Annotated in this window: 27 protein-coding genes and 1 pseudogene; 16 read left to right on the top strand and 12 right to left on the bottom strand. The window is 38.0% G+C overall.

The genetic code is table 11. The annotated features are described in order from the left end of the window. The first annotated feature begins 518 nt into the window (after positions 1 to 518). The 5 genes from C6347_RS12555 to C6347_RS12575 all read left to right on the top strand — a co-directional run bounded on the left by C6347_RS12555 (position 519) and on the right by C6347_RS12575 (position 3,432). Positions 519 to 875: a DUF2200 domain-containing protein gene (locus tag C6347_RS12555; protein ID WP_106071698.1), complete on the top strand. Its 357-nt coding sequence runs from the start codon at positions 519 to 521 to the stop codon at positions 873 to 875. Positions 876 to 1,035: 160 nt separating this feature from the next. Further along, entirely contained in the window at positions 1,036 to 1,227 is a 192-nt protein-coding gene (locus tag C6347_RS12560) for a PLD nuclease N-terminal domain-containing protein (RefSeq protein WP_003217265.1), read from the top strand. Between the two features lie 18 nt (positions 1,228 to 1,245). After that, positions 1,246 to 2,163 (top strand): ABC transporter ATP-binding protein, encoded by a 918-nt coding sequence (locus tag C6347_RS12565; RefSeq protein WP_106071699.1) that lies wholly within the window; start codon positions 1,246 to 1,248, stop codon positions 2,161 to 2,163. Then, on the top strand, positions 2,160 to 2,924 hold the full coding sequence (locus C6347_RS12570; RefSeq protein ID WP_106029707.1) for an ABC transporter permease: 765 nt from the start codon (positions 2,160 to 2,162) through the stop codon (positions 2,922 to 2,924). The genes C6347_RS12565 and C6347_RS12570 overlap by 4 nt, the downstream gene beginning before the upstream one ends. 115 nt (positions 2,925 to 3,039) lie before the next feature. Beyond that, positions 3,040 to 3,432 (top strand): RidA family protein, encoded by a 393-nt coding sequence (locus tag C6347_RS12575; RefSeq protein ID WP_106071700.1) that lies wholly within the window; start codon positions 3,040 to 3,042, stop codon positions 3,430 to 3,432. Positions 3,433 to 3,762: 330 nt separating this feature from the next. Here C6347_RS12575 and C6347_RS12580 read toward each other — a convergent pair whose 3' ends face one another. The 5 genes from C6347_RS12580 to C6347_RS12600 form a co-directional block, all read right to left on the bottom strand. Next, complete coding sequence (locus tag C6347_RS12580; RefSeq protein ID WP_106071701.1) at positions 3,763 to 5,283, bottom strand: PH domain-containing protein; 1,521 nt, start codon at positions 5,281 to 5,283, stop codon at positions 3,763 to 3,765. Then, the gene (locus C6347_RS12585) at positions 5,284 to 5,805 is read right to left on the bottom strand and encodes a PH domain-containing protein (protein WP_106071702.1); all 522 of its coding nucleotides are present in this window, start codon (positions 5,803 to 5,805) and stop codon (positions 5,284 to 5,286) included. A gap of 68 nt (positions 5,806 to 5,873) precedes the next feature. After that, positions 5,874 to 6,794 (bottom strand): ABC transporter ATP-binding protein, encoded by a 921-nt coding sequence (locus C6347_RS12590; protein WP_106071703.1) that lies wholly within the window; start codon positions 6,792 to 6,794, stop codon positions 5,874 to 5,876. Continuing rightward, positions 6,794 to 7,483 carry an ABC transporter permease subunit gene (locus C6347_RS12595; RefSeq protein WP_050826862.1) on the bottom strand — a complete coding sequence of 230 codons (690 nt, stop codon included), beginning with the start codon at positions 7,481 to 7,483 and terminating at the stop codon, positions 6,794 to 6,796. Before C6347_RS12595 ends, C6347_RS12590 begins: the two co-directional genes overlap by 1 nt. Before the next feature lie 13 nt (positions 7,484 to 7,496). Next, positions 7,497 to 7,925 (bottom strand): DUF4064 domain-containing protein, encoded by a 429-nt coding sequence (locus C6347_RS12600; RefSeq protein WP_017358892.1) that lies wholly within the window; start codon positions 7,923 to 7,925, stop codon positions 7,497 to 7,499. A gap of 190 nt (positions 7,926 to 8,115) precedes the next feature. Between C6347_RS12600 and C6347_RS12605 the strand changes: the two genes are divergently transcribed. Both C6347_RS12605 and C6347_RS12610 read left to right on the top strand, forming a co-directional pair. Continuing rightward, positions 8,116 to 8,412 carry a DUF2089 family protein gene (locus C6347_RS12605; RefSeq protein WP_106071704.1) on the top strand — a complete coding sequence of 99 codons (297 nt, stop codon included), beginning with the start codon at positions 8,116 to 8,118 and terminating at the stop codon, positions 8,410 to 8,412. Then, positions 8,413 to 8,706 (top strand): hypothetical protein, encoded by a 294-nt coding sequence (locus tag C6347_RS12610; protein WP_106071705.1) that lies wholly within the window; start codon positions 8,413 to 8,415, stop codon positions 8,704 to 8,706. Positions 8,707 to 8,808: 102 nt separating this feature from the next. Here the strand turns inward: C6347_RS12610 and C6347_RS12615 are convergent, their stop codons facing one another. From C6347_RS12615 to C6347_RS12635, 5 genes are read right to left on the bottom strand one after another with little or no spacing between them, the layout of a single operon-like run. Further along, positions 8,809 to 8,958 carry an aureocin A53 family class IId bacteriocin gene (locus C6347_RS12615; RefSeq protein ID WP_017358895.1) on the bottom strand — a complete coding sequence of 50 codons (150 nt, stop codon included), beginning with the start codon at positions 8,956 to 8,958 and terminating at the stop codon, positions 8,809 to 8,811. A gap of 25 nt (positions 8,959 to 8,983) precedes the next feature. After that, entirely contained in the window at positions 8,984 to 9,133 is a 150-nt protein-coding gene (locus tag C6347_RS12620; protein WP_106071706.1) for an aureocin A53 family class IId bacteriocin, read from the bottom strand. A gap of 43 nt (positions 9,134 to 9,176) precedes the next feature. Beyond that, entirely contained in the window at positions 9,177 to 9,326 is a 150-nt protein-coding gene (locus tag C6347_RS12625) for an aureocin A53 family class IId bacteriocin (RefSeq protein ID WP_035390638.1), read from the bottom strand. Between the two features lie 38 nt (positions 9,327 to 9,364). Further along, positions 9,365 to 9,517 carry an aureocin A53 family class IId bacteriocin gene (locus C6347_RS12630; RefSeq protein ID WP_106071707.1) on the bottom strand — a complete coding sequence of 51 codons (153 nt, stop codon included), beginning with the start codon at positions 9,515 to 9,517 and terminating at the stop codon, positions 9,365 to 9,367. A gap of 41 nt (positions 9,518 to 9,558) precedes the next feature. Continuing rightward, positions 9,559 to 9,708 carry an aureocin A53 family class IId bacteriocin gene (locus C6347_RS12635; RefSeq protein WP_035390638.1) on the bottom strand — a complete coding sequence of 50 codons (150 nt, stop codon included), beginning with the start codon at positions 9,706 to 9,708 and terminating at the stop codon, positions 9,559 to 9,561. 384 nt (positions 9,709 to 10,092) lie between these two features. Between C6347_RS12635 and C6347_RS12640 the strand changes: the two genes are divergently transcribed. The 9 genes and pseudogenes from C6347_RS12640 (at position 10,093) to C6347_RS12680 (ending at position 17,502) form a co-directional block, all read left to right on the top strand. Further along, complete coding sequence (locus tag C6347_RS12640; protein ID WP_106071708.1) at positions 10,093 to 11,220, top strand: DUF418 domain-containing protein; 1,128 nt, start codon at positions 10,093 to 10,095, stop codon at positions 11,218 to 11,220. A gap of 162 nt (positions 11,221 to 11,382) precedes the next feature. Beyond that, positions 11,383 to 11,754: a GntR family transcriptional regulator gene (locus tag C6347_RS12645; RefSeq protein WP_034664402.1), complete on the top strand. Its 372-nt coding sequence runs from the start codon at positions 11,383 to 11,385 to the stop codon at positions 11,752 to 11,754. Between the two features lie 5 nt (positions 11,755 to 11,759). After that, on the top strand, positions 11,760 to 12,641 hold the full coding sequence (locus C6347_RS12650) for an ABC transporter ATP-binding protein (RefSeq protein ID WP_066031409.1): 882 nt from the start codon (positions 11,760 to 11,762) through the stop codon (positions 12,639 to 12,641). Continuing rightward, on the top strand, positions 12,619 to 13,224 hold the full coding sequence (locus C6347_RS12655) for an ABC-2 transporter permease (RefSeq protein ID WP_106071709.1): 606 nt from the start codon (positions 12,619 to 12,621) through the stop codon (positions 13,222 to 13,224). The genes C6347_RS12650 and C6347_RS12655 overlap by 23 nt, the downstream gene beginning before the upstream one ends. 177 nt (positions 13,225 to 13,401) lie before the next feature. Further along, positions 13,402 to 13,605, top strand: a pseudogene (locus tag C6347_RS12660) (AraC family transcriptional regulator); the annotation flags it as partial. A 135-nt stretch (positions 13,606 to 13,740) separates the two neighbouring features. Beyond that, positions 13,741 to 14,373 carry a TetR/AcrR family transcriptional regulator gene (locus C6347_RS12665; RefSeq protein WP_106037150.1) on the top strand — a complete coding sequence of 211 codons (633 nt, stop codon included), beginning with the start codon at positions 13,741 to 13,743 and terminating at the stop codon, positions 14,371 to 14,373. A gap of 51 nt (positions 14,374 to 14,424) precedes the next feature. After that, on the top strand, positions 14,425 to 15,108 hold the full coding sequence (locus C6347_RS12670) for a bacitracin ABC transporter permease (RefSeq protein WP_066031406.1): 684 nt from the start codon (positions 14,425 to 14,427) through the stop codon (positions 15,106 to 15,108). 28 nt (positions 15,109 to 15,136) lie between these two features. Further along, a complete protein-coding gene (locus C6347_RS12675; protein ID WP_106071710.1) occupies positions 15,137 to 15,895 on the top strand; it encodes a DUF4097 family beta strand repeat-containing protein in 759 nt (252 codons plus the stop codon). 218 nt (positions 15,896 to 16,113) lie between these two features. Then, complete coding sequence (locus C6347_RS12680) at positions 16,114 to 17,502, top strand: amino acid permease (RefSeq protein ID WP_106071711.1); 1,389 nt, start codon at positions 16,114 to 16,116, stop codon at positions 17,500 to 17,502. Positions 17,503 to 17,541: 39 nt separating this feature from the next. Here C6347_RS12680 and C6347_RS12685 read toward each other — a convergent pair whose 3' ends face one another. Continuing rightward, positions 17,542 to 18,423, bottom strand: a complete 882-nt coding sequence (locus C6347_RS12685; protein ID WP_106071712.1) for a glycerophosphodiester phosphodiesterase — start codon at positions 18,421 to 18,423, stop codon at positions 17,542 to 17,544. 89 nt (positions 18,424 to 18,512) lie between these two features. Continuing rightward, entirely contained in the window at positions 18,513 to 19,850 is a 1,338-nt protein-coding gene (gene glpT / locus C6347_RS12690) for a glycerol-3-phosphate transporter (protein ID WP_106071713.1), read from the bottom strand. Between the last annotated feature and the right edge of the window lie 86 nt (positions 19,851 to 19,936).

Here is a 19,936-nt window from a genome sequence, read left to right on the forward strand (position 1 = left end):
CCGGAAAATGCTGTTTGGTGAGATATTTTTGATTAAACTTTATTTCAAACCAACATTTTGATACCCCTTTAGATTTAATTGTCTAAAGGGGTATTTTTGTGTCAATAGAACTAACAGTTGAAAGATCTAAGCTGAACTTTGATTGATAGATACTATTTCCATGTTGCTATTATGATAAATATTCTTAGGGGGGAAATATTATTTTTATTCGATATGTAAAAAAAGAAAAATGGGGAATTGTTTTTTTCATAATTGGTTATATTGCATTGTTTGTCATTTCTTATTGTTTAATTGGTGGTCCTGTCTCAAGCGGAGGACCAATTGGTGTATTCCTTGGATTTTGTATCGTTCAATTTCTTAAATATAGAGCTTTCAAAAAAGATGAAAGAAATAATAAAGGCATATATCATCGTTTATAAGTTGTATTTTTAACACATTATACTAAGTGCATAATGAGAGGGAGTTCCCTTGAGAAAGCGTGACAGTTTAAATATTTAACGAAGAAAGAGAGCAGACACATGACCAAGCCTAAAATCTACACAATGAGTTTCGCAAAAGTCTATCCTCTCTACATCGCAAAGGCAGAGAGAAAGGGAAAAACGAAGGCTGAGGTTGATACGATTATTTGTTGGTTAACAGGGTACAGTCCAGAAGAGTTGCAGGAACAGTTGGATAAGCAGATAGACATTGAAGCCATTTTTGATGAGGCTCCTGAGCTTCATCCTTCCCGCAGTTTAATCAAAGGAGTCATCTGTGGTGTTAGAGTAGAGGACATTGAGGAAGAAACGATGAAAAACATTCGGTATCTAGATAAGCTGATTGATGAGTTAGCCAATGGAAAGAAAATGGAAAAGATTTTGCGAGATTCGTCATGAACATCACAAGCAAGCCCAGTGAAAGAACCCTCACTGGGCTTTTTTATATTTATAGACCATTCGACCAATAAAAATAAAATCCATTTGAACGAATTCTCTCTTCATGTCGTCAAAAGAAGTAATACCAAAACAAATTGGGGTTTGAAAAGGGAGTGGCGTGATGGACATGAAGATGATTTTACCTCTTATTTTGCTACAAGCCATTTTAATGGTGATTGGTTTGTTTGATTTGTTGAAAAGAGATCCGTCGAGAATCAGGGGAGAGGTGAAGTGGGTTTGGGCTTTGGTGATTGTGTTTGTGGCGAGTGCCGGCCCTATTGCGTATTTCATTTTTGGTCGTAAACAATCTTAAAAAAGGGGAGGAATTCGCTTGAATATGTTGGAGTGTCACGGGCTGACGAAATCGTATGGACGGCATGAAGTGTTAAAAGATGTCTCGTTTTCTGTTGGGGAAGTTGGATGTGTTGGCTTTTTAGGAGCCAATGGAGCTGGTAAGACTACGACGATTCGAATTTTGACGGGGCTTGCTTGTCCTACGTCTGGTGTCGTGAAGGTGGCGGGTATGGATGTGACAAAGGACATGGATGACATTAGTCATGTGATCGGCTATTGTCCGCAACATCCTGCATTTTATCAGGATATGACGGGGCAGGAGTGGATGCATTGGGTTGGCGGGTTATTTCATTTAGAGAAAAACATCATTCGTTCCAAAACTGAGGAGCTGTTGAAGCTTTGCCGTGTGTATGAGGCGAAGGATCGTGCCATTGGCAGCTATAGTGGAGGAATGAAGCAGAGGCTCGCCATTGCACAGGCGCTCATCAACAGCCCGAAGGTTCTTATTCTAGATGAACCTGTGTCCGCACTTGATCCGATGGGGAGAAAAGACGTCCTGACTTTGATTGAGCGTTTAAAGCATGAGATGTTGATCTTTATGTCGACCCATATTTTAGATGACATTGAACGGGTGGCGGATCATATTATCATGATCAACAGCGGAAAAATTGAAATGTCCTCTTCCATGAAACAGATCAAAGAAGACTATATTCAGCCAGTGATTGAATTTCAATTAGAACAAAAGAATACGAAATTAGTGGCTTTGTTAAAAGAGCAGGATTGGGTGGAGGAATGCATTGAAACAGGAGACGCTTATCAGGTGCGAGTCAACGATCAACAAATGGCATTGAAGGAGCTGCCTCGTCTCATCACTGAAGCTGGCGGTGTTCTCCTCCATTATCGACTATCTAAGCTGACGCTTGAAGATATTTTCATGAAGGTTGTGACGGCGTGATGATGTTTAAAAAGGAATTTAGGGAGTTATTCACTAGTTATAAAATGTTGTTTGTGCCAATCATTTTTACGATTTTAATGATCACACAGCCTATTACACTCAAAATGCTGCCAGATCTTTTGTCGAAATCAGCGAATCTACCTGAAGGGTCCACATTTTATATACCAGAGCCTAGCGCTGGAGAGGCTTTAGCGAGTGCGTTGAGTAAGTTCGATTCGCTTGGCGTTTTTATACTCATTATGATCGTGATGGGGACGATCGCAGGAGAGCGTGCCTCTGGGGTGACGGCGATGATCATGGTGAAACCAATCAGTCGAATGAGTTACTATGTCTCGAAAATATGCGCCTATGCTTGTTTGACCTTGTTTAGTTTGGTGGTGGCGGTGCTTGCCTCCGTTTATTATGTGGACATCCAATTTGGGCATGTAGATTGGGTCAATGTGGTAAAAGGAACGCTTCTTTATTACCCCAATTTATTGCTGATTGTGGTATCGACCATTTGTGCTTCGGCATTCTTTACACGTTCCGTCACAGCTGGCGGTGTATCGCTTTTGATCAACCTTATTCTATTTACCGTTCCTTCATTTTATGAGGATACATTAGGGAAGTTTGCGCCTAAAGGCGTGACAAGTGCGGCCGAGGAGATGATTCATGGAGGAACTTATTCGGATCAGGCGCTTACAAGCTTTCTAGGTGTATCGGTATTGATTGGTTTCTTTTTTCTCTTTGGATGGTTTCTTTTTAGAAGACAAGAATTATAGCAGGCGGTTGCGATTGTTTCTTCAGGTTTACTATGAGCATAAAAATCTGAATACCATTGAAAGTTTGATATGATGATAAAAATTGACTGTATTTTCAGAAAAGGGGTTTTTATCAATGCGAACATCACGTAATCCGGAGGCCATTCACCCGCCAGTTGCACCCTACACTCATCAAATAGAAACAACAGGGCCGCAGCGGTGGTTAACCTTGTCAGGGCAAGTGGGGATGGAAGTCGATGGGACCATCCCAGCGAGCCCGATGGAACAGCTCGAGCTAGCGTTAGAGAATGTAAAACGCAATGTAGAAGCGGCAGATATGAAAGTAGAAGATATAACGAAGCTTGTGTTTTATTTGGTAGGTGAGTTTGAAGCAGAGAGCAGAAAGCGAATCATGCGAGAGTTTTTAGGGGATCATCTGCCTTGTATGACGATGATTTATGTGGTGGCTTTGGCTTCACCTGCTTTAAAGGTCGAGGTGGATGCTTGGGCTTGTCGGGATATGGATTGATGAAATGATTGTTTATATCAGTTGAATATGATAAAAATGGTATAAAAAGTGTTAATAAAGAGGTGGTTTTTCGTTTCAATCAAACCAAGAATTGAAAAAAACGGTGTTCTTTTATGCAGGTGTGGGAGCTGTTTTGCTGATTCTTATGATGTTGAAATGGCTGCCGGTTTCTGCAGACTGGGAGTTGCCGTTGATTTTGTTTGGATTGGGGATTTTGTTTTATGTGAAGCGTGTGCTATGGAAGGAAGAAAAAGGTAAGGGCTAAAATGTTTAGCCCTTTTTTACGTAATCAAAGTTTCAAGTTAAGTCAGTGCCTGAATTAGATTTAAATTATGTTGGTTTCTGAACAGTAAATAGATCCAATGAATGATCATTAGGTATGTTGATAGAAGTTTGTTCTGCTATTCCTTTTGAATACCAATCATAATAATTTTCGGCTATTTCTTTTGGTAAATCATGCATGATAGTTGTTTTTGTTGGTTTTGCTCTGTTAACTATTTTAATTGAAGCCAACCCTAATTTCCTTTGGATAAGTGTCTCTGAGATTATTAATCTTTCTATATTATATTTGTGTGTTATGAGAAGTCTATCTGTAAGGCCGCCTTTTTTTATTTGCAAATAATGATCATTACAACTGTAGGAGCTGTACAAACTGCTAAACAATTGAATGAGTAAAAATACAACACTTATAAATATTGAAATATACCATAAGTCATTTCTGAAAAATAAAAGAAGAGCTGGCGTTAAACACCAAAATATGACTGATCTAAATAATTTAGGTATGATAGAATACCATGGTATTCTCTTCATATTGGTCTCTAGTCTAATGCTAGGAAAGATATCTGAAATTAATTTATTTGCCAAATTTTTATTTATAAAAGGAAATAATATATTTGGTGATTTTACATTTTCGTCATTAACTTCAGTCGAACTGATGATTTTTACTTTCACAATAGAAAGTAATTTTTGTATAAAACTGCTAGTGAAGTATAACGCTTCAATCTTTTCTTTTGGGATAGAGAAGTCAGTAATATTCAATTTACCTTTTTCGATGTACAGTCTAGTTTTGTCCGAAGATAATTTAAATCCTCCATATTGCAAGTATGTCTTTAAAATTCCATATAGAATAGACAATATAATAAGTAAAAAAACACTCAGTATAATTGTCATTGGAGAGGATTTTACAAATGAAATCAAACTATCTATATACTTTTCTAAAGACAAAAATTGATTGATTTCTGAGTAAGCAGAATAGAGAAGAAGTAGAAAGAAAAGTAATCTTAAAGATGTAAGGGAAGCAATAAATATCTCCTTCATTTGGATTTCATAATGAAGTTTCTGAGCACTTTGTTGTATAGGTTCTTCAAATTCACTTTCTACATTAGCATTGATACTGCCTTTTTCCGTAAGGTGCTTTTTTATGCTCAAAGCTTCTGAAGTTGTAATCATATGTAATTTTACTACGTGGTCATTATTGCTTGATCCTACATCAATTAACAAAGAGGTAAGGTCAAAAAAACGATGGAAAAAAGTAGATGTTTGATTCACACCTTGAATACTGTTAATTGGAAAATGTCTTTTTACAGTAATGAACCTACCCTTTTCTAAATATAACTCCTCTTCGCTTAGGTCATAACCAAAATGTTTCCACTCTAATAATATAGTAATGACCTTGTAAATTACAAAAATAACAATAATTAAAAAACCTAATTTAGAGAATATTGATATGGATGAAAAACCAAATAATACTGATAAAAAAATACAGAAGAAGATGAAACCTTTAATCGATTTTAATAATTCAAATAGCATCCATAATGGATGTAATCTTTTTAGGCGACTATTAGTTTCCATTTATAGAGAGCTTTCCTTTCTAATCTCATTCTTTTTGGTTTGATTATCAGTAATATGCGCTATATAATCACGAATATCTGAAGCTTCTTTTTCTGGAATGCAAGGTATTTCATGTACATAGCCAATCGTACCAATCTTAATAGAAGATAATTCATATTTTTTTAATAAGGGACCCTGATAAGTATCTACAAAATATACTTTATTCATAGGAATTATTAGGTGTTTCCTTCTGAAAATTCCTCCATGCTTTAATTGAATCATATTTATATCTATTTCATAACGCCAAGTTTTTTGTTTGTAAATAGGGACTAACATGAGTTCTACAATGGCTGATATAATTAAAATACCCATGAGGCTATAAATAAGCCAAACAATCCATTCTGACCAACTATAATAGTTGTGTAGAACTAAAAGGACAGCTAAAACGCTAATTGATATAATAAAATTTATAAAGTCAACTATCCGCCAAACCTTAATCGCATCTTTAGAAATTTTTTTTGAGGGCTCCTTCAATTGATACAAATATAATCCTCCTTATCCTTTGTAGATTTAGTACCACTTGGATACTAAATCTACTTTTTATAGGATTCTTAATTATTATCTCCAATATTAAGAAATATTTCTTCTAATGATGGCTCATCGACTTCTATTCTAAATACATCAATGTTTTTAGAAATAAAAAGCTTGTTGATTAATGGTATAGATGATTCATCTTCAATGGTTATTTGGGATGATAGTTCACTGATTTCACTTTTTATAGAAATACTCTTAAGGTCTACTGTTAATGACTCAATCTGTGCAATTGAAGCAACACTATGCTTTATATAAACGGTCATATTCTTTTTGTATGCTGTTCTTAACTCTTTCATACTTCCTTTAATTTGAATGACACCTTTGTTCATAATAGCAACTTCATCACATAATTTCTCAACTTCATCTAAATTGTGTGAGGTTAGAAATACGGTAGTACCGTTTGTGGCGATTTCTTTAATAATAGAATGGATATTTAATACTGAATTTGCATCAACCCCTGAAGTCGGTTCATCTAAAAAAATTAAATCAGGTTTATTTAATAATGCTTGGGCGATCCCTAGTTTTTTTTTCATTCCAAATGAAAAATTTTTAGTCTTTAACTTAGCTGCATCTTTTAACTCAACTTTATCTAGAAGTTCAATTAAATCTTCTTGTTTTAAATCTAATTTCAATATTTGACTAAAGTATTTCAAATGATCTAGTGCGGTCATGTTTTCATAGAATGTAGAATAGTCAGGGAGAACCCCTATTTTACCCCAGATTGATTTTTGTTGATTCTTTTTATAGCCCAATACTTCATAAAGTCCTTCAGTTGGTTCAATTATACCTGTAATCATATTTATAAATGTTGATTTGCCGGCACCGTTCTTCCCTAGAAAACCAAATATTGTGCCTTTATCGATTGATAAGTTCATTTTATCAACAACAATTTTATTTCCATATCTCTTTGTTAGATTGGTCGTTTTGAGTGCATACACTATAAATCCCTCTTTCTAAAAAGCATTAAACTTACGATTAAAAACAAAATTGGGAAAAGGATGACTATATATGTAAAAGCAGTCTGCTCTTGAGTGAAATAATAATAGGGTGTGATATAACTAATCATTTTAATGATAATATTATTTGATCCAATGCTAATCATACCGATAACAGGTAAAATAATCGACAATGTAATACCTAGAAACATTGTAATAGAAGGGTTTGAAATGATAGTGGATAGTAATAGAGTTAACCCTAAGAAGTAAGAAATAAACACAATACATTGTATTAATTCTAGAAAATAAAAAGTGTTTGAAAACGGGATAATTAATATTAAGGAAATAGTTAAACATACAATCCAAAAAAGAAGATTACCTAAAAACTTTCCTAATAATATGTTATTTCTAGATGTTTTCGTCACTAAAAATCGAACAGTACGAGAGTATACCTCTTTATTGATTACATTATGGGCTAGACTGGTGACAAATAGTGGGGCAGCAATGAAAAGTAATACCATTAATCCACCCACATATGCATTATCACCTAGACCTAAAGATTTCAATTGGTCACTAAATTGGCTAAGGATTTTTGCCGTACCGGTTGTAATTCCAATTAGGACAATAATAATTAGGATAGAGCGTATACTTTTAAACAGTGCTTTGAATTCATTCAAACCAATTGCAAACATAGTTTCACCTCTTTTAGAATGACTGATCTGTCCCGTTTCTTGCTTTTTTATCTTTCACAATTATAGTAATTCCAGCAATTAGATACGCAATGCCGCCAAGTATGCCTAAAAAGATTGTTAATAAGGAGCCTAAAATAGAGGTAGTTATTAATAGAATACCGGCAGAGCGTGCTCTGTTTTTTAATAATATTAATGAAAAAATTCCTGCTAGTATGCTCAATATCGTTATTGCGATCATATATAAAGAACCATTGGCAAGGATGTTAATTACTTGTTCCGGTGTGATATCTTGTACGTTTTCTTCATCAATAAAGTCTTGGATTAGTTTGTTAGTATCATTGTTATTTTTTGTTCCTTCATAAAACATAAAGCTCCCAATAAGTAAGGCTGTGAATAAAATAACACCTATAATAGTAAAAGTCTTTTCTAAAGTACGTTTCATGCTTAACCTCCACAAAATACAATTTATTGGTTAAATAACCTAAACTTACAATAACATATTTTGGATAGGTTTTTCCACATAAATTTTAAAAAAGTTTAGAAAAAATAAACATTATTCATTTTTTTATTCATTTTTTGGTTACATTTATTCTTTCTGTGTTATAATAATAAAAAAGCGGGGTGGCTGATATATGGAGCAAGATATTCCAACATGGATTTTATCTGTAGATTCTGAGGACAGAGAATTTATAAGAAAATTTATACTTAGTTCAGGTTCATTAAAACAAATAGCAAAAGATTATGATGTTTCTTATCCAACAGTTAGAACCCGATTAGACAGAATCATTCAATTGATTAGATTAAATGAAACTCTAGAGCAAGAAACTCTAGTTAAATATGTAAAGAAACTCGCGATTGAGGAAAAAATTAGTTTAGAAGTTGCCAAAAACATTATTGAAAAATATAAAGCAGAAAGGGATGGAGATTAAATGAATGAATTAATGTATTTTATTTTAGTAGTTGTCGTTTTTGCAGTTCAGTATTTCCTTTCAACAAGAAACAACCTTATTTGGGGAGCTTTAATCCCGATCGTCTTTATCGCTGGAATGTCATGGTTTTATTTCGAAAATAAAGTAAGTAATAACATAGGTTTTCTTATTATCGCGCTAGTTGGATTAGCTCTTTTAATTGAAGAGTGGAACCGCGGTCGTAGAATGCTCCACAAAAAAAGAGTCAAAGAAATTGAAAAGATGAAAACACAAGACATCACTATAAAAAAATAATCACAAAAATTATGATTTTTAGGTTTTAAATGTTTGATTTTTGGCTATAATAAAACAATAGGGATAGAGTGTTTACACTATCCCTATTGGGCTAACGAACAACTAGCCATTGATGATGCTGTCAATTTTATCGCTGATCCATTGGAACGTTGCACCGTTCTTGATCCAGTTGATAACAGTTGATTTGTTAGCCCAAGCCCATTTAGCTGCTTTAGTACCAAGTTGAGCAACAAGTCTTAAGAAAGCTACCATTATTTATTTCACCTCCTGAATTCGTTTAGCCTGCTAAAGCTCGGATAATTTGGTTTGAAATCCATTTAAAAGAAAAGCCTTGTCCTATCCATTCAAGTACCTTTTTTTTGTTAGCCCAAGCCCAAATCGCCTGTTTAGCTGTAAGTTTAGAAACAAGTTGTAAGAAAGTTGTCATTCTTTTCACCTCCACCAAACTACTTTGAAAGATAATCTCAGAATTAGCCGTTGATGATGCTGTCAATTTTATCACTGATCCATTGGAACGTTGCACCGTTCTTGATCCAGTTGATAACAGTTGATTTGTTGTCCCAAGCCCATTTAGCTGCTTTAGTGCCAAGTTGAGCAACAAGTCGTAAGAAAGCTACCATATTCTTTCCACCTCCCAAATTCGTTTAATTGCTCAATTTTATTTGCCTGCTAAAGCTTTGATAATTTGTCTTTCAATCCATTTGAAAGAAAAGCCATGTTGCATCCATTCAATAACCTTTTCTTTATTAGCCCAAGCCCAAAAAGCTTTTTCACCTGTAAGTTTAGCCACAAGTCGTAAGAAACCTACCATTATTTCACCTCCACCAAACTACTTTAAAAGATATCTCAGAATTAGCCGTTGATGATGCTGTCAATTTTATCACTGATCCATTGGAACGTTGCACCATTTTTGATCCAGTTGATAACAGTTGATTTGTTGTCCCAAGCCCATTTAGCGGCTTTAGTACCAAGTTGAGCAACAAGCCTCAAGAAAGCTACCATTTTTTTCACCCCCTGTTAATTTATGTATTAAATATTAAATCAAAATAATCCTAAATACAACAATTTTTTCATATTTTACATTAAATTGAAGATTATGAACTATATTTTTCGGGTTTTTTATTGGGTTTCATTTTCGTATAGTAAATAAGTCTTTGTTTTGTAGTAGGGCGAATAAAGTATATATAAAGATAATTATATTAGTTAAATGATGTATAAATTAAGTTTTACTTTTAAGAGTATGATTATTTCACTAATCTTACTTGTCTTCTTGTTAAGTACAATTTTAGATAGTTTATAACTTTTGGGGATTTTATAACCTTTTTTTACATATATGGGTTATTATATTGTATGGTTGTATTTATATTTTCCGAAGGAGCTGTCGTGTTGAAGGGATCTAGGGTTGAATTTATTGATAGTTTACGTGGTTTTAGTTTATTAGGTATTTTGATAGTGAATATGCTTAATTTTCAATATGATTATGATTTTGAGAAAATGTTTGATTCGAGCATATGGGGACAGGAATTCGGGGTATATGTGACGGAAATTTTGTTCCAGGGGTCGTTTTATCCGATTTTCTCCTTTTTGTTTGGGTATTCTTTTATCAAGCTGATTGAATCCACTAAGGCCAAGGGGCTGAATACGAATGCTATTGTCGTTCGCCGCGGCTTTGGTCTTATTGTGCTTGGGATGCTGCATTACATATTTATTTGGAATGGTGACATTCTCATGTATTACGGTGCATGTATGTTTTTCTTGCTGATGTTTTTAAGCAGCCGGATCAAAACGATGCTGATTTGGTCAGGTGTGTTAGGTGCCTTGTCATTGGTGGTTTTGCCATATCTGATGACCTTTGTTTATGGAAATGATGATTTGTTAACTGATGTGTATGCGAAGGGTGCATACGGTGATATTATGTTGAGCCGGATTACGATTGAAGACGATATGATGATTGTGACCATTATTATGGCGATCGTGACCATTACGCTGATGCCAATCCTAGGTTTTCTATTCGGTACGATCATGGTGGGGCCATTTGCACTGCTTGGCATGGCCATTGGGAAAAAAGGTCATTTGACAGAAGAAGATCGAGGCATGGCTTATCGTAAAGGCTGGGTTGGGATGATTATCATCGGGCTCGCCTTAAAATGTGCGACGTTCATTGATGCCCCTTGGAGTGAAATGGTGATGACGTTAGGTGCCTATGTTCTGACGATCGGGTATATTCAAGCCTTTATTGTTTTCTACTATTCGAAGGCAGCCCAAGGCCTCAAACGTCTGCTTGCAGGACTTGGCCGTTTGTCTCTATCAAACTATTTGGCGCAGTCGATCATTTGTACAACGATTTTCTATTCTTATGGACTTGGTCTATTTGGACAATTGGGGTCAATGTTGGGACTGCTGCTCGCTGTCGGACTGTATACAGCGCAGCTGTTCATCAGCCATCTCTATTTGAAAAAATGGAGAAGAGGTCCGGTGGAGTGGATGATGGGAAAATGGGTGTATTGGAGATAAATTTTGTTGGGGAAGGCCGCATAGCTGAAGAGCTGTGCGGTTTTTTTAATTGAGTTGCAATCAAAAAGTGGTTGATTATTCTTCCAAAGTGTATATAATGTATATATAGTGTATATACATTATTTTGTTCCAAACACCAGTACAGAAAAAAGAGGTTTTTATATGCAGATTACGATTTCAAACCACTCTAAGGAGCCCATTTATGAGCAAATTACGAATCAAATCAAATCGATGATTTTAACGGGGGAGCTGGCGGAAGGCTCGGCACTGCCGTCTATTCGAAAGCTGGCGAAGGATTTGCAAATTAGCGTCATCACAACAAAGCGAGCATATGAAGAGTTAGAGAAGGCAGGATTTATTTATTCGATTGTAGGCAAGGGATCATTTGTTGCGGAACAAAACCTAGAGGTCATGAGAGAGAAAAAATTGAAGGTGATTGAAGATCAGCTTGGAGCGGTTGTCACAAACGGCAAGGAATTAGGCTTATCTTTTGATGAATTGCAGCAGTTATTAAAGTTCTTGTATAAGGAGTGAGATGAGTGGAGCATGTGATTGAATTCAAAGGAGTATCAAAACGATTCAAGGACTTTTCTGTTCAGAATCTTGATTTACAGGTCAAAAAAGGCTTTGTTACAGGGTTTATTGGGGAAAATGGAGCCGGTAAGTCGACCACCATTAAAATGATCATGAATTTGTTAAAACCAGATTCAGGTGAGGTCAAGATTTTCGGATTAGATTATCACACCCATGAAAAAGAGATTAAGGAACGAATCGGCTTTGTTTACGATGCTAACGTTTTTTTCCCAGGTTTGAATTTAAAAGACATTAAACGGATTGTGGCACCTGCTTATAAACGCTGGGATGACCGTCTTTTCCATCAATATATTGAACAGTTTGGCCTGCCCCTGCATAAAGCAATCAAAACATTCTCAAAAGGGATGCAGATGAAGGCGTCACTTGCGATTGCGCTATCACATCATGCAGAGCTGATTATCATGGATGAGCCAACAGCCGGTTTAGACCCAGTTTTTAGAAGAGAGCTGTTAGGAACGTTACAAGAGTTAATGATTGATGAGAACCGGACCATATTTTTCTCAACACATATGACAACAGATTTAGACCGGATTGCGGATTATATTGCGTTTATACAAAATGGACAATTGGTCTTTCAACAGTCGGTTCATGATGTAGCGGAGAATTATGCGCTGGTGAAGGGAAGCCTGGATTTGTTGGATCGAGACACAGAAAAGGCTTTTGTCCATATTCAGCGTACAGCAGCAGGGTTTGAAGCATTAACAGATCGGATCGGTGAAGTGAATCATATTTTTGGAGACGCTGTTGTGATCGAACCGGCGTCGCTTGAGGATATCATGTTTTATTTGAAAGGCGGGGTGGCGCATGTTTCATTTAATGAAGCGTGATGTGATTTTGCAGAAAAAGCAGCTGATTATTTTTCTTCCGTTTATCTTATTTTTTATTCTCATGGATGCGCATCCGGCATTGACGTTTCTAGTCGCTAGTTTCTTCATTCCTTTTAACACATATGCGTACGACGAGAAGGCAGAAACGAATATTCTATTAAACTCTTTGCCTTATACACGTAAAGAAATTATCGCATCACGTTATCTTGGTGCCGTTTTCTATATGATTATCGCAATCGGGCTGACAAGTGCTGCTTTATTTGTTTTTGGGAAGCTGTTTTCGCTGACGGATATTGCGATTGGCAGCGGGCTGTTTTTATTGTTTGCGGCGTGTACGTTTCCATTGTTTTATATCTTAAAACCTGGCTATATCACAACCGCAGTGATCATTGGCTTTATCCTATTATCTGCTATGGGACCGCCTGTTGTTGCCTATTTAGCAAAGCAATTCAGTGCAATCACTGATTTTATCATGAATTTATCGATACCTATTTTATATACTGGGTCAGCTGTGCTGATTATGCTTATCTACCTGCTGTCTTGGGGGCTTTCTACTGCTATTTATCAAAGGAAAGCGTTCTAGGAAAAATAGCTGAATCTATTCAAAGTAGATCATGACCGCAATTATGATCAAGTAGAGGTGAGCGAGATGATGTATAGTCTGTCACGTAAGAGACGATTTCCTATTTTGAGTCGCATTTGATGGATGAGCTGTATTAAGGCAGGTGCCTGAAATAGTGGGATATTCTCATTTTCATTTCAATATGCGATTGTTTTAGATATCCCTTCTCACAGTGAATCCATTCATTTTGGTGTCTTGCTCAGCGGCAAGGGAACGGTATGGGCAGATGGGTTTCGATTTGAGGAAGTGAATGAGAAGACACCTACAACCAATATGGTGGAGGATTCTGCATTGCCAGATGTTCCAGTGAATTTACAGTTTGAGCTTGAGGAGACCGTGTGAGCGGTCTTTTTTATTTATTTTATATAAAGAACCTATATTGACAGTTTATCATGAAGTAGATTAAAATACATACCAACGGTCGGTATGTAAGAGGAGGCGTTTCATTTGGCCAGAAATAAGTATCCAGAAAAGACAATCAAGCAAATTTTAGATGTGTCGACGAAGCTGTTTCAGGAAAAAGGATTTGAAAAGACGAGTTTGCAGGATATCATCCATGAATTGAACATGTCTAAGGGTGCTATTTATCATCATTTCAAATCGAAGGAAGAAATATTACGTGCCGTGATGGATCGGCAATTTCGTCATGCGACAGAGAAGCTTGAAGATCTGATTGAGCATACAGAGGCAGTTCATGCAAAAGAGAAGCTGCAGCTTATTTTAGAGAAGCTTGTGGCAGATCCACAGTCTCACTCAATTGATGGAATCTTAGTTGATCAGATCAAAAACCCGCAGTTTGTGGTGGAAGGGATGAAGGCAGGAGTAAATCAGGATGCGCTTAAAATTAAAAGGCTCATTCTAGAAGGAATTGATGATGGTTCGATGAAAACTGCTTTTCCTGGTGAAGTGGCAGAAGTGTTTATGCTTCTCGTGAATATATGGCTGAATCCAACACTATTTGCCCGTGATGAGCAGGAAACTAGTCAGCGTTTGCTGTTTTTACAACAGATGATGAAAGGGCTTGGAGTGGATGTAGTGAGTGATCTATTTATTCAAAAGGTCACAGCGCATTATGCTGGAATTGGTGGATATGATCAGCCTGGAACCTAAATGGTCAGATAAGAGACAAAAAGAAAAATTCATTTCATAGGAGGATGCCTTATGCTTCACTTCATAAAACTTGAGCTAAGAAAAAGCCATATGAAACATTATATTCAATCTAGTATGATTGCAAGCATTGTACTGCTGGTGTTTATTTATTTTGTCGCGTTTGTTGCACAGGTTGAACAGGAAATAGGTTTTCAGCAATATCCGAATATCTATTTGTTGACCAGTATAGTATGGATGATCTTTTTTTCGATCGTCACAGCCTTGATGTATTGTCGAGTGATGGTGACTGCATTGAAAGAGCATGAACCTCATTCATCAAGTCTGAAAGCATCACTCCTTTCGAGAATGGTCTGGATGCTGTGCTTTTCTACGATTGCAATGCTGTGTAGCATCATTCCCTCATTTGTTGTGTTTAGTGTCACTGAAACGTTCTTCCCCCTTGTTCAGGATGCGCTGACAGCTGATGTGATGTTCACTGTGATCAAAACGTACCTGGTGTTTACTTGTTGTATCAACGGTATTGGCATGATTGCGATGAGAGTGGGGTTAATGAAGAAATCTACCTCCATGACCATTCTGACTGCGATTGTTCTATGTGCTGTTTTAGGAAACCTATTAATTGCTTTTTATGGAAATGATCAAATGAATTTCATTCTGTCAGGAGTCATGATCGCAGCCGTTCTCATTGTGATCTTGGAATTATGGGGCAGTATCATCCGGCTTCAAGAGAGATGAGCCGCGTTGAAAAAAGGAGGGGGACATTGTGGAGCATACGGTTCGAATTGAAGAATCGGTCGTAGAATTATCGCTGGATTGGCTATTGGGAGAGGTGCGTATTCATCATCATGATCATCCTTATCTATTCATTCGTCAAACGACCAATCAAGCTTTTCCCCAACGTTATTTGCTGCATCATCAGGTAAGAGATGGACGGCTGGTCATTCAAGATAGACGAAAAAAAATACTCAGCTTAGGGCTTCACCTTTATAAAACCGATGTAGCTATTTATCTTCCTAAACAAGAATTACAGTCCATATCTCTTCGTTGTAAAGGAACAAATCTTCAGGCAGAGAGGCTGAAGGTGGAAAATGTCTCTTGTCATTTAACTTCTGGAAAGACGATGCTATCAGGTGAAATCAAACATCTCCATTTAGAGACAGTAGGTGGACTTATTTCTAGTCGGCAGCTGGTCGCGCAGAGATTATTACTGCACGCCACATCGTCAAAAGTTGAGTTGACGGGTGCTTTTTCGGACGTTGATCTGCATGTAACAGGTAGAAGGATGCAGATTCATTCTACTAAGATGCTAGATTCACTTAAATCTACTTCAACAGGAGCATATGTCAAAGTGGAGATACCGGAAAATGATGGGTTTACTTGTTATGTAAAGAAAAGATCCGGTGCTTTTCGGAATGACTTTTCTTGTCATCTAGAGAAGGGCAAAATGGTGCATAAAAATGGACTACGATCCTTAGAGATTGATATAAGAGGCGGTCAGTTTCTAATAAGTCATAAGCATTGAAGTGACTTTCACTCGTTGATTCAATATATCAATATAAAACAATTTGAATCTCTTTTATCGTCGGAATATTTTGATAATAGTGTTTTCCTCAAAAAAACAATTGTTTTTTAAGGGTAGATTTATTATGATAATATACATCGAAAGATTGATGTTTCTCAATCAGAATGAACATTCTGATTTTTATTTTTTATGTTGTTTGTTGATGAGGGGGAAGAAAAGTGGCTCAAAAGGAATTAAAGAGAGGGTTAAGTGCCCGCCATATTCAAATGATCGCACTCGGCGGCACGATTGGTGTTGGCTTATTTATGGGGTCAGCTAAGGCCATTCAATGGACAGGTCCATCGGTTCTTCTCGCGTACGCAGTATGTGGTATCTTTATCTTTTTTATTATGCGTGCGATGGGAGAAATGTTATACGTTGAACCGAGTACAGGTTCATTTGCTACATTTGGTCATCAATATATTCATCCGCTTGCGGGTTATATGACAGCTTGGAGTAACTGGTTCCAGTGGGTCATTGTCGGGATGTCGGAAATTATTGCAGTAGGCGCTTATATGAAATATTGGTTCCCAGACCTGCCAGCGTGGATTCCAGGTTTAATTGCGATGATTATTTTGGGAGCGGCGAATTTGATTTCCGTTAAATCGTTCGGTGAGTTCGAATTTTGGTTTGCAATGATCAAGATTGTGACGATTATTTTAATGATCATTGCAGGTCTAGGCATTATTTTCTTTGGATTTGGAAATGGCGGGACGCCTATTGGCTTGTCTAATCTGTGGGCGCACGGCGGGTTCTTTACAGGTGGATTTAGCGGATTCTTGTTTGCGTTGTCACTCGTCATTGCTGCCTATCAGGGTGTAGAGCTGATTGGGATTACAGCAGGTGAAGCGCAAAATCCAGAAAAGACGCTGACCAATGCCATCAAAAGTATCATCTGGCGTATTTTGATTTTCTATATCGGTGCGATCTTTGTCATTGTGACAGTGTATCCTTGGGATCAGCTGAATACCCTTGGCAGTCCATTTGTGGCGACGTTTGCGAAAATTGGGATTACAGCAGCTGCTGGTATTATTAACTTTGTCGTCATTACAGCAGCGATGTCAGGCTGTAATAGTGGGATTTTCAGTGCGGGACGTATGCTTTATACATTAGGTGTGAATGGACAGGCGCCTGCTTTCTTCACCAAAATTTCGAAGAATGGCGTGCCGTATTTTGGGACATTTGCTGTGCTGATTGGCTTAGCGATAGGAGTTGTCCTCAATTATGTTGCGCCACCAAACATTTTCGTCTATGTGTATAGTGCGAGTGTACTTCCTGGTATGGTGCCTTGGTTTGTGATTTTGATTAGTCATATCGGCTTTAGAAAGGCGAAGGGATCTGCGCTTGATCAACATCCATTCAAGATGCCGCTAGCGCCGTTTTCTAATTATCTTACAATCGGTTTCTTACTGATGGTGCTTGTATTTATGCTCATTAATCAGGATACGCGTATTTCTCTAATCGTGGCCATTGGGTTCTTGATTGTAGTAGCGCTTAGCTTCTATGTCTTTGGGATCGGGAAACGGAAACCGATCGAAACAGCTTCTTCTGATCAAACGGTAAAATAATCAAAGGCCTTGCGGGATGGACCGCAAGGCTTTTTTTGTTTAGAGTGAAGCTTTCACACGGTTAAAGACATCTGGAAAGTTGGTGAAAAGACCGGTGACGCCGTATTGCAGTAAACGGGTCATGTCTGCTTCGTTGTTTACCGTATATGGGTGGAGGAGGAGTCCGTGGCTTCTGACCTGCTGTACGTTTTCAGGTGTCAATGCTCTAAAGTTTGGCCCGACACCCACTGCATAAGTTTTGATGAAGTCGAGCTGATCGTCTGTGATGGACGTCATTTGGGTTCTGTCTAATAGCTGTACTTTGGGAAGGCGTGGATCTAATTTCTGTAGTTTTAGCAGGCTGTCTTGACTAAAGGATTGGATAATGACCTGCCCTTTTCTTGTGTGTTTCCCGAGAAGATGATGTTTTTTTAGGGTCGCCAATAGTTTTTCTTCCATTTGCGGATAGATGTCTGGTTTTTTTGTTTCAATATAATAATTTTCTCGTTTACCGAAATATCGCAGCACTTCATCTAATGTGAGGACTCGCTGTCCGATATAGTTGGCATTTTGTCTGTCGGGATTGACTTCGTTAAACCATGTACCGGCATCAAGCTGTTTGATTTCGGCAAGTGTGAGGTCTTTGACCCAGCCTGTTCCGTTTGTGGTCCGGTCAACGGTTTCATCGTGCATGACGATGAGGTGTCCATCCTTTGTCATTTGAAGGTCGAGTTCGAGGTAATCCGCATTCATCTTTGTGGCGAGTTTGTAGGAAGCCAGGGTATGCTCTGGTGCATACCCTGATGCTCCGCGGTGTGCAACGGTTAAAATACGATCTGGAGATAAAAGATGTTCATGTGCCGATATGGTGGTCGGCACCCACGCAAAAGACAGTAAAGCAAAAGAGAGCAACACGAAAGCAAGTAATCTACTTTTCTTCATATTTTATCCTCCTTTTACGGTAACTGCCTTCATCATAAGAAATAGATGTAAAGGGCATGTTGGGCGGATATGAATCTTTTATGTGATTTTTATGAAGCCTGCTCTACGCGCTTCCCTGTATTCCATGTCATCGCCAGGAAGACAATCGCAAGCACACAAGAACCAACCAGTAAAATGAAGCCTCCTGTCCAGTCGTAATGATCCACGACGACGCCCATCATTGCATTGGCAAAGGCAGAGCCGCCAATATAGCCAAAGAAGCCAGTGAGTCCGGCCGCAGTGCCAGCCGCTTTTTTAGGAGCAAGGTCAATGGCTTGAAGTCCAATGAGCATGACAGGTCCGTAAATCAAAAAGCCGATGCTGATAAGGGCGATGTTATCGACCATTGGATTGCCAGCAGGGTTTAACCAGTAAACGAGCACCGCAATTAATACCCCAGCCATAAAGAGGACGCCCGCTGGTGCACGGCGGCTTCTAAAGAATCGGTCGCTGATCCAGCCGCACAACAATGTCCCCGGAATGCCTGCATATTCATAAAGAAAATAAGACCAGCGTGAATGCTCTGGTGAAAAGCCCTTTGCTTCTGTTAAGTAGGTCGGCGCCCAGTCAACGACACCGTAACGGACGAAGTACACAAAGACATTGGCAATGGCGATATACCAAAGGAATTTATTGTTGAGTACATACTTAAATAAAATCTCTTTCACTGTTAATTCTTTTTCTTGATCTTCATACTGCTGTGCCGGATAGTCATTGCGATATTCCTCGATTGGCGGAAGACCAGTGGATTGCGGGGTATCCCGGACGAGAAGAATGATCACGAAGGAGACGATAATGGCAATGATGGCAGGGAAGAAAAAGATACTTTTCCACGTCGCAAACAGCACGATCCCTAAGGTGATGAGCGGTGCAAGAATCCCCCCGCCGATATTGTGAGCGACGTTCCAAATGGACATTTTCGTTCCACGTTCACTAATCGAAAACCAATGCGCCATCGTCCGTCCGCATGGCGGCCACCCCATTCCTTGGAACCAGCCGTTTAAAAACATGAATAAGAACATGATCCATACACTTGATGTCACCCATGGAAATGAGACAAATAGGATATTGATAAGGGCTGATAGAAAGAGTCCGGTGGCTAAAAAGTATCTTGGGTTACAGCGGTCTGAGATCATCCCCATGATGAATTTACTAAAGCCATAAGCGATAGAGACAGCTGCGAGTACAAAGCCTAATTCACTTTTCGTGAACCCTTCTTCCTGTAGATAAGGAATAGCAAAAGCGAAATTTTTCCGCAGCAAATAGTAGCCCGCATACCCGATAAAGATGCCTAAAAAGACTTGCAGCCGCAGCCGCTTATAGGTCTCATCTGTTTTGGCATCATCGAGCCTGTCGATATGCGGAGCGGGTTTAAACCATTTGAACATAAAGATCCTCCTCTTGTCGTTGTCCGATTAACTGAAGCAAAAGTACGAGATCGGCGTTTGATCTTGTACTTTTTAAGAGACAAAAG

It is taken from the genome of Bacillus sp. NMTD17 (genome assembly GCF_002998735.1).
In the GTDB taxonomy this organism is placed as follows: Bacteria; Bacillota; Bacilli; order Bacillales; family Bacillaceae; genus Bacillus.

What these genes read in the sequence shown, in the direction of transcription:
- C6347_RS12615 (WP_017358895.1), bottom strand. Translation starts at nt 8,958, where the DNA reads ATGGTAGCTTTCTTAAGACTTGTTGCTCAACTTGGTACTAAAGCAGCT.
- C6347_RS12635 (WP_035390638.1), bottom strand. Translation starts at nt 9,708, where the DNA reads ATGGTAGCTTTCTTGAGGCTTGTTGCTCAACTTGGTACTAAAGCCGCT.
- C6347_RS12630 (WP_106071707.1), bottom strand. Translation starts at nt 9,517, where the DNA reads ATGGTAGGTTTCTTACGACTTGTGGCTAAACTTACAGGTGAAAAAGCT.
- C6347_RS12655 (WP_106071709.1), top strand. Translation starts at nt 12,619, where the DNA reads ATGTTTCATTTAATGAAGCGTGATGTGATTTTGCAGAAAAAGCAGCTG.
- C6347_RS12580 (WP_106071701.1), bottom strand. Translation starts at nt 5,283, where the DNA reads ATGGAAACTAATAGTCGCCTAAAAAGATTACATCCATTATGGATGCTA.
- C6347_RS12555 (WP_106071698.1), top strand. Translation starts at nt 519, where the DNA reads ATGACCAAGCCTAAAATCTACACAATGAGTTTCGCAAAAGTCTATCCT.
- C6347_RS12625 (WP_035390638.1), bottom strand. Translation starts at nt 9,326, where the DNA reads ATGGTAGCTTTCTTACGACTTGTTGCTCAACTTGGCACTAAAGCAGCT.
- C6347_RS12645 (WP_034664402.1), top strand. Translation starts at nt 11,383, where the DNA reads ATGCAGATTACGATTTCAAACCACTCTAAGGAGCCCATTTATGAGCAA.
- C6347_RS12560 (WP_003217265.1), top strand. Translation starts at nt 1,036, where the DNA reads ATGGACATGAAGATGATTTTACCTCTTATTTTGCTACAAGCCATTTTA.
- C6347_RS12685 (WP_106071712.1), bottom strand. Translation starts at nt 18,423, where the DNA reads ATGAAGAAAAGTAGATTACTTGCTTTCGTGTTGCTCTCTTTTGCTTTA.
- glpT (WP_106071713.1), bottom strand. Translation starts at nt 19,850, where the DNA reads ATGTTCAAATGGTTTAAACCCGCTCCGCATATCGACAGGCTCGATGAT.
- C6347_RS12620 (WP_106071706.1), bottom strand. Translation starts at nt 9,133, where the DNA reads ATGACAACTTTCTTACAACTTGTTTCTAAACTTACAGCTAAACAGGCG.
- C6347_RS12670 (WP_066031406.1), top strand. Translation starts at nt 14,425, where the DNA reads ATGCTTCACTTCATAAAACTTGAGCTAAGAAAAAGCCATATGAAACAT.
- C6347_RS12610 (WP_106071705.1), top strand. Translation starts at nt 8,413, where the DNA reads ATGAATGAATTAATGTATTTTATTTTAGTAGTTGTCGTTTTTGCAGTT.
- C6347_RS12575 (WP_106071700.1), top strand. Translation starts at nt 3,040, where the DNA reads ATGCGAACATCACGTAATCCGGAGGCCATTCACCCGCCAGTTGCACCC.
- C6347_RS12600 (WP_017358892.1), bottom strand. Translation starts at nt 7,925, where the DNA reads ATGAAACGTACTTTAGAAAAGACTTTTACTATTATAGGTGTTATTTTA.
- C6347_RS12605 (WP_106071704.1), top strand. Translation starts at nt 8,116, where the DNA reads ATGGAGCAAGATATTCCAACATGGATTTTATCTGTAGATTCTGAGGAC.
- C6347_RS12595 (WP_050826862.1), bottom strand. Translation starts at nt 7,483, where the DNA reads ATGTTTGCAATTGGTTTGAATGAATTCAAAGCACTGTTTAAAAGTATA.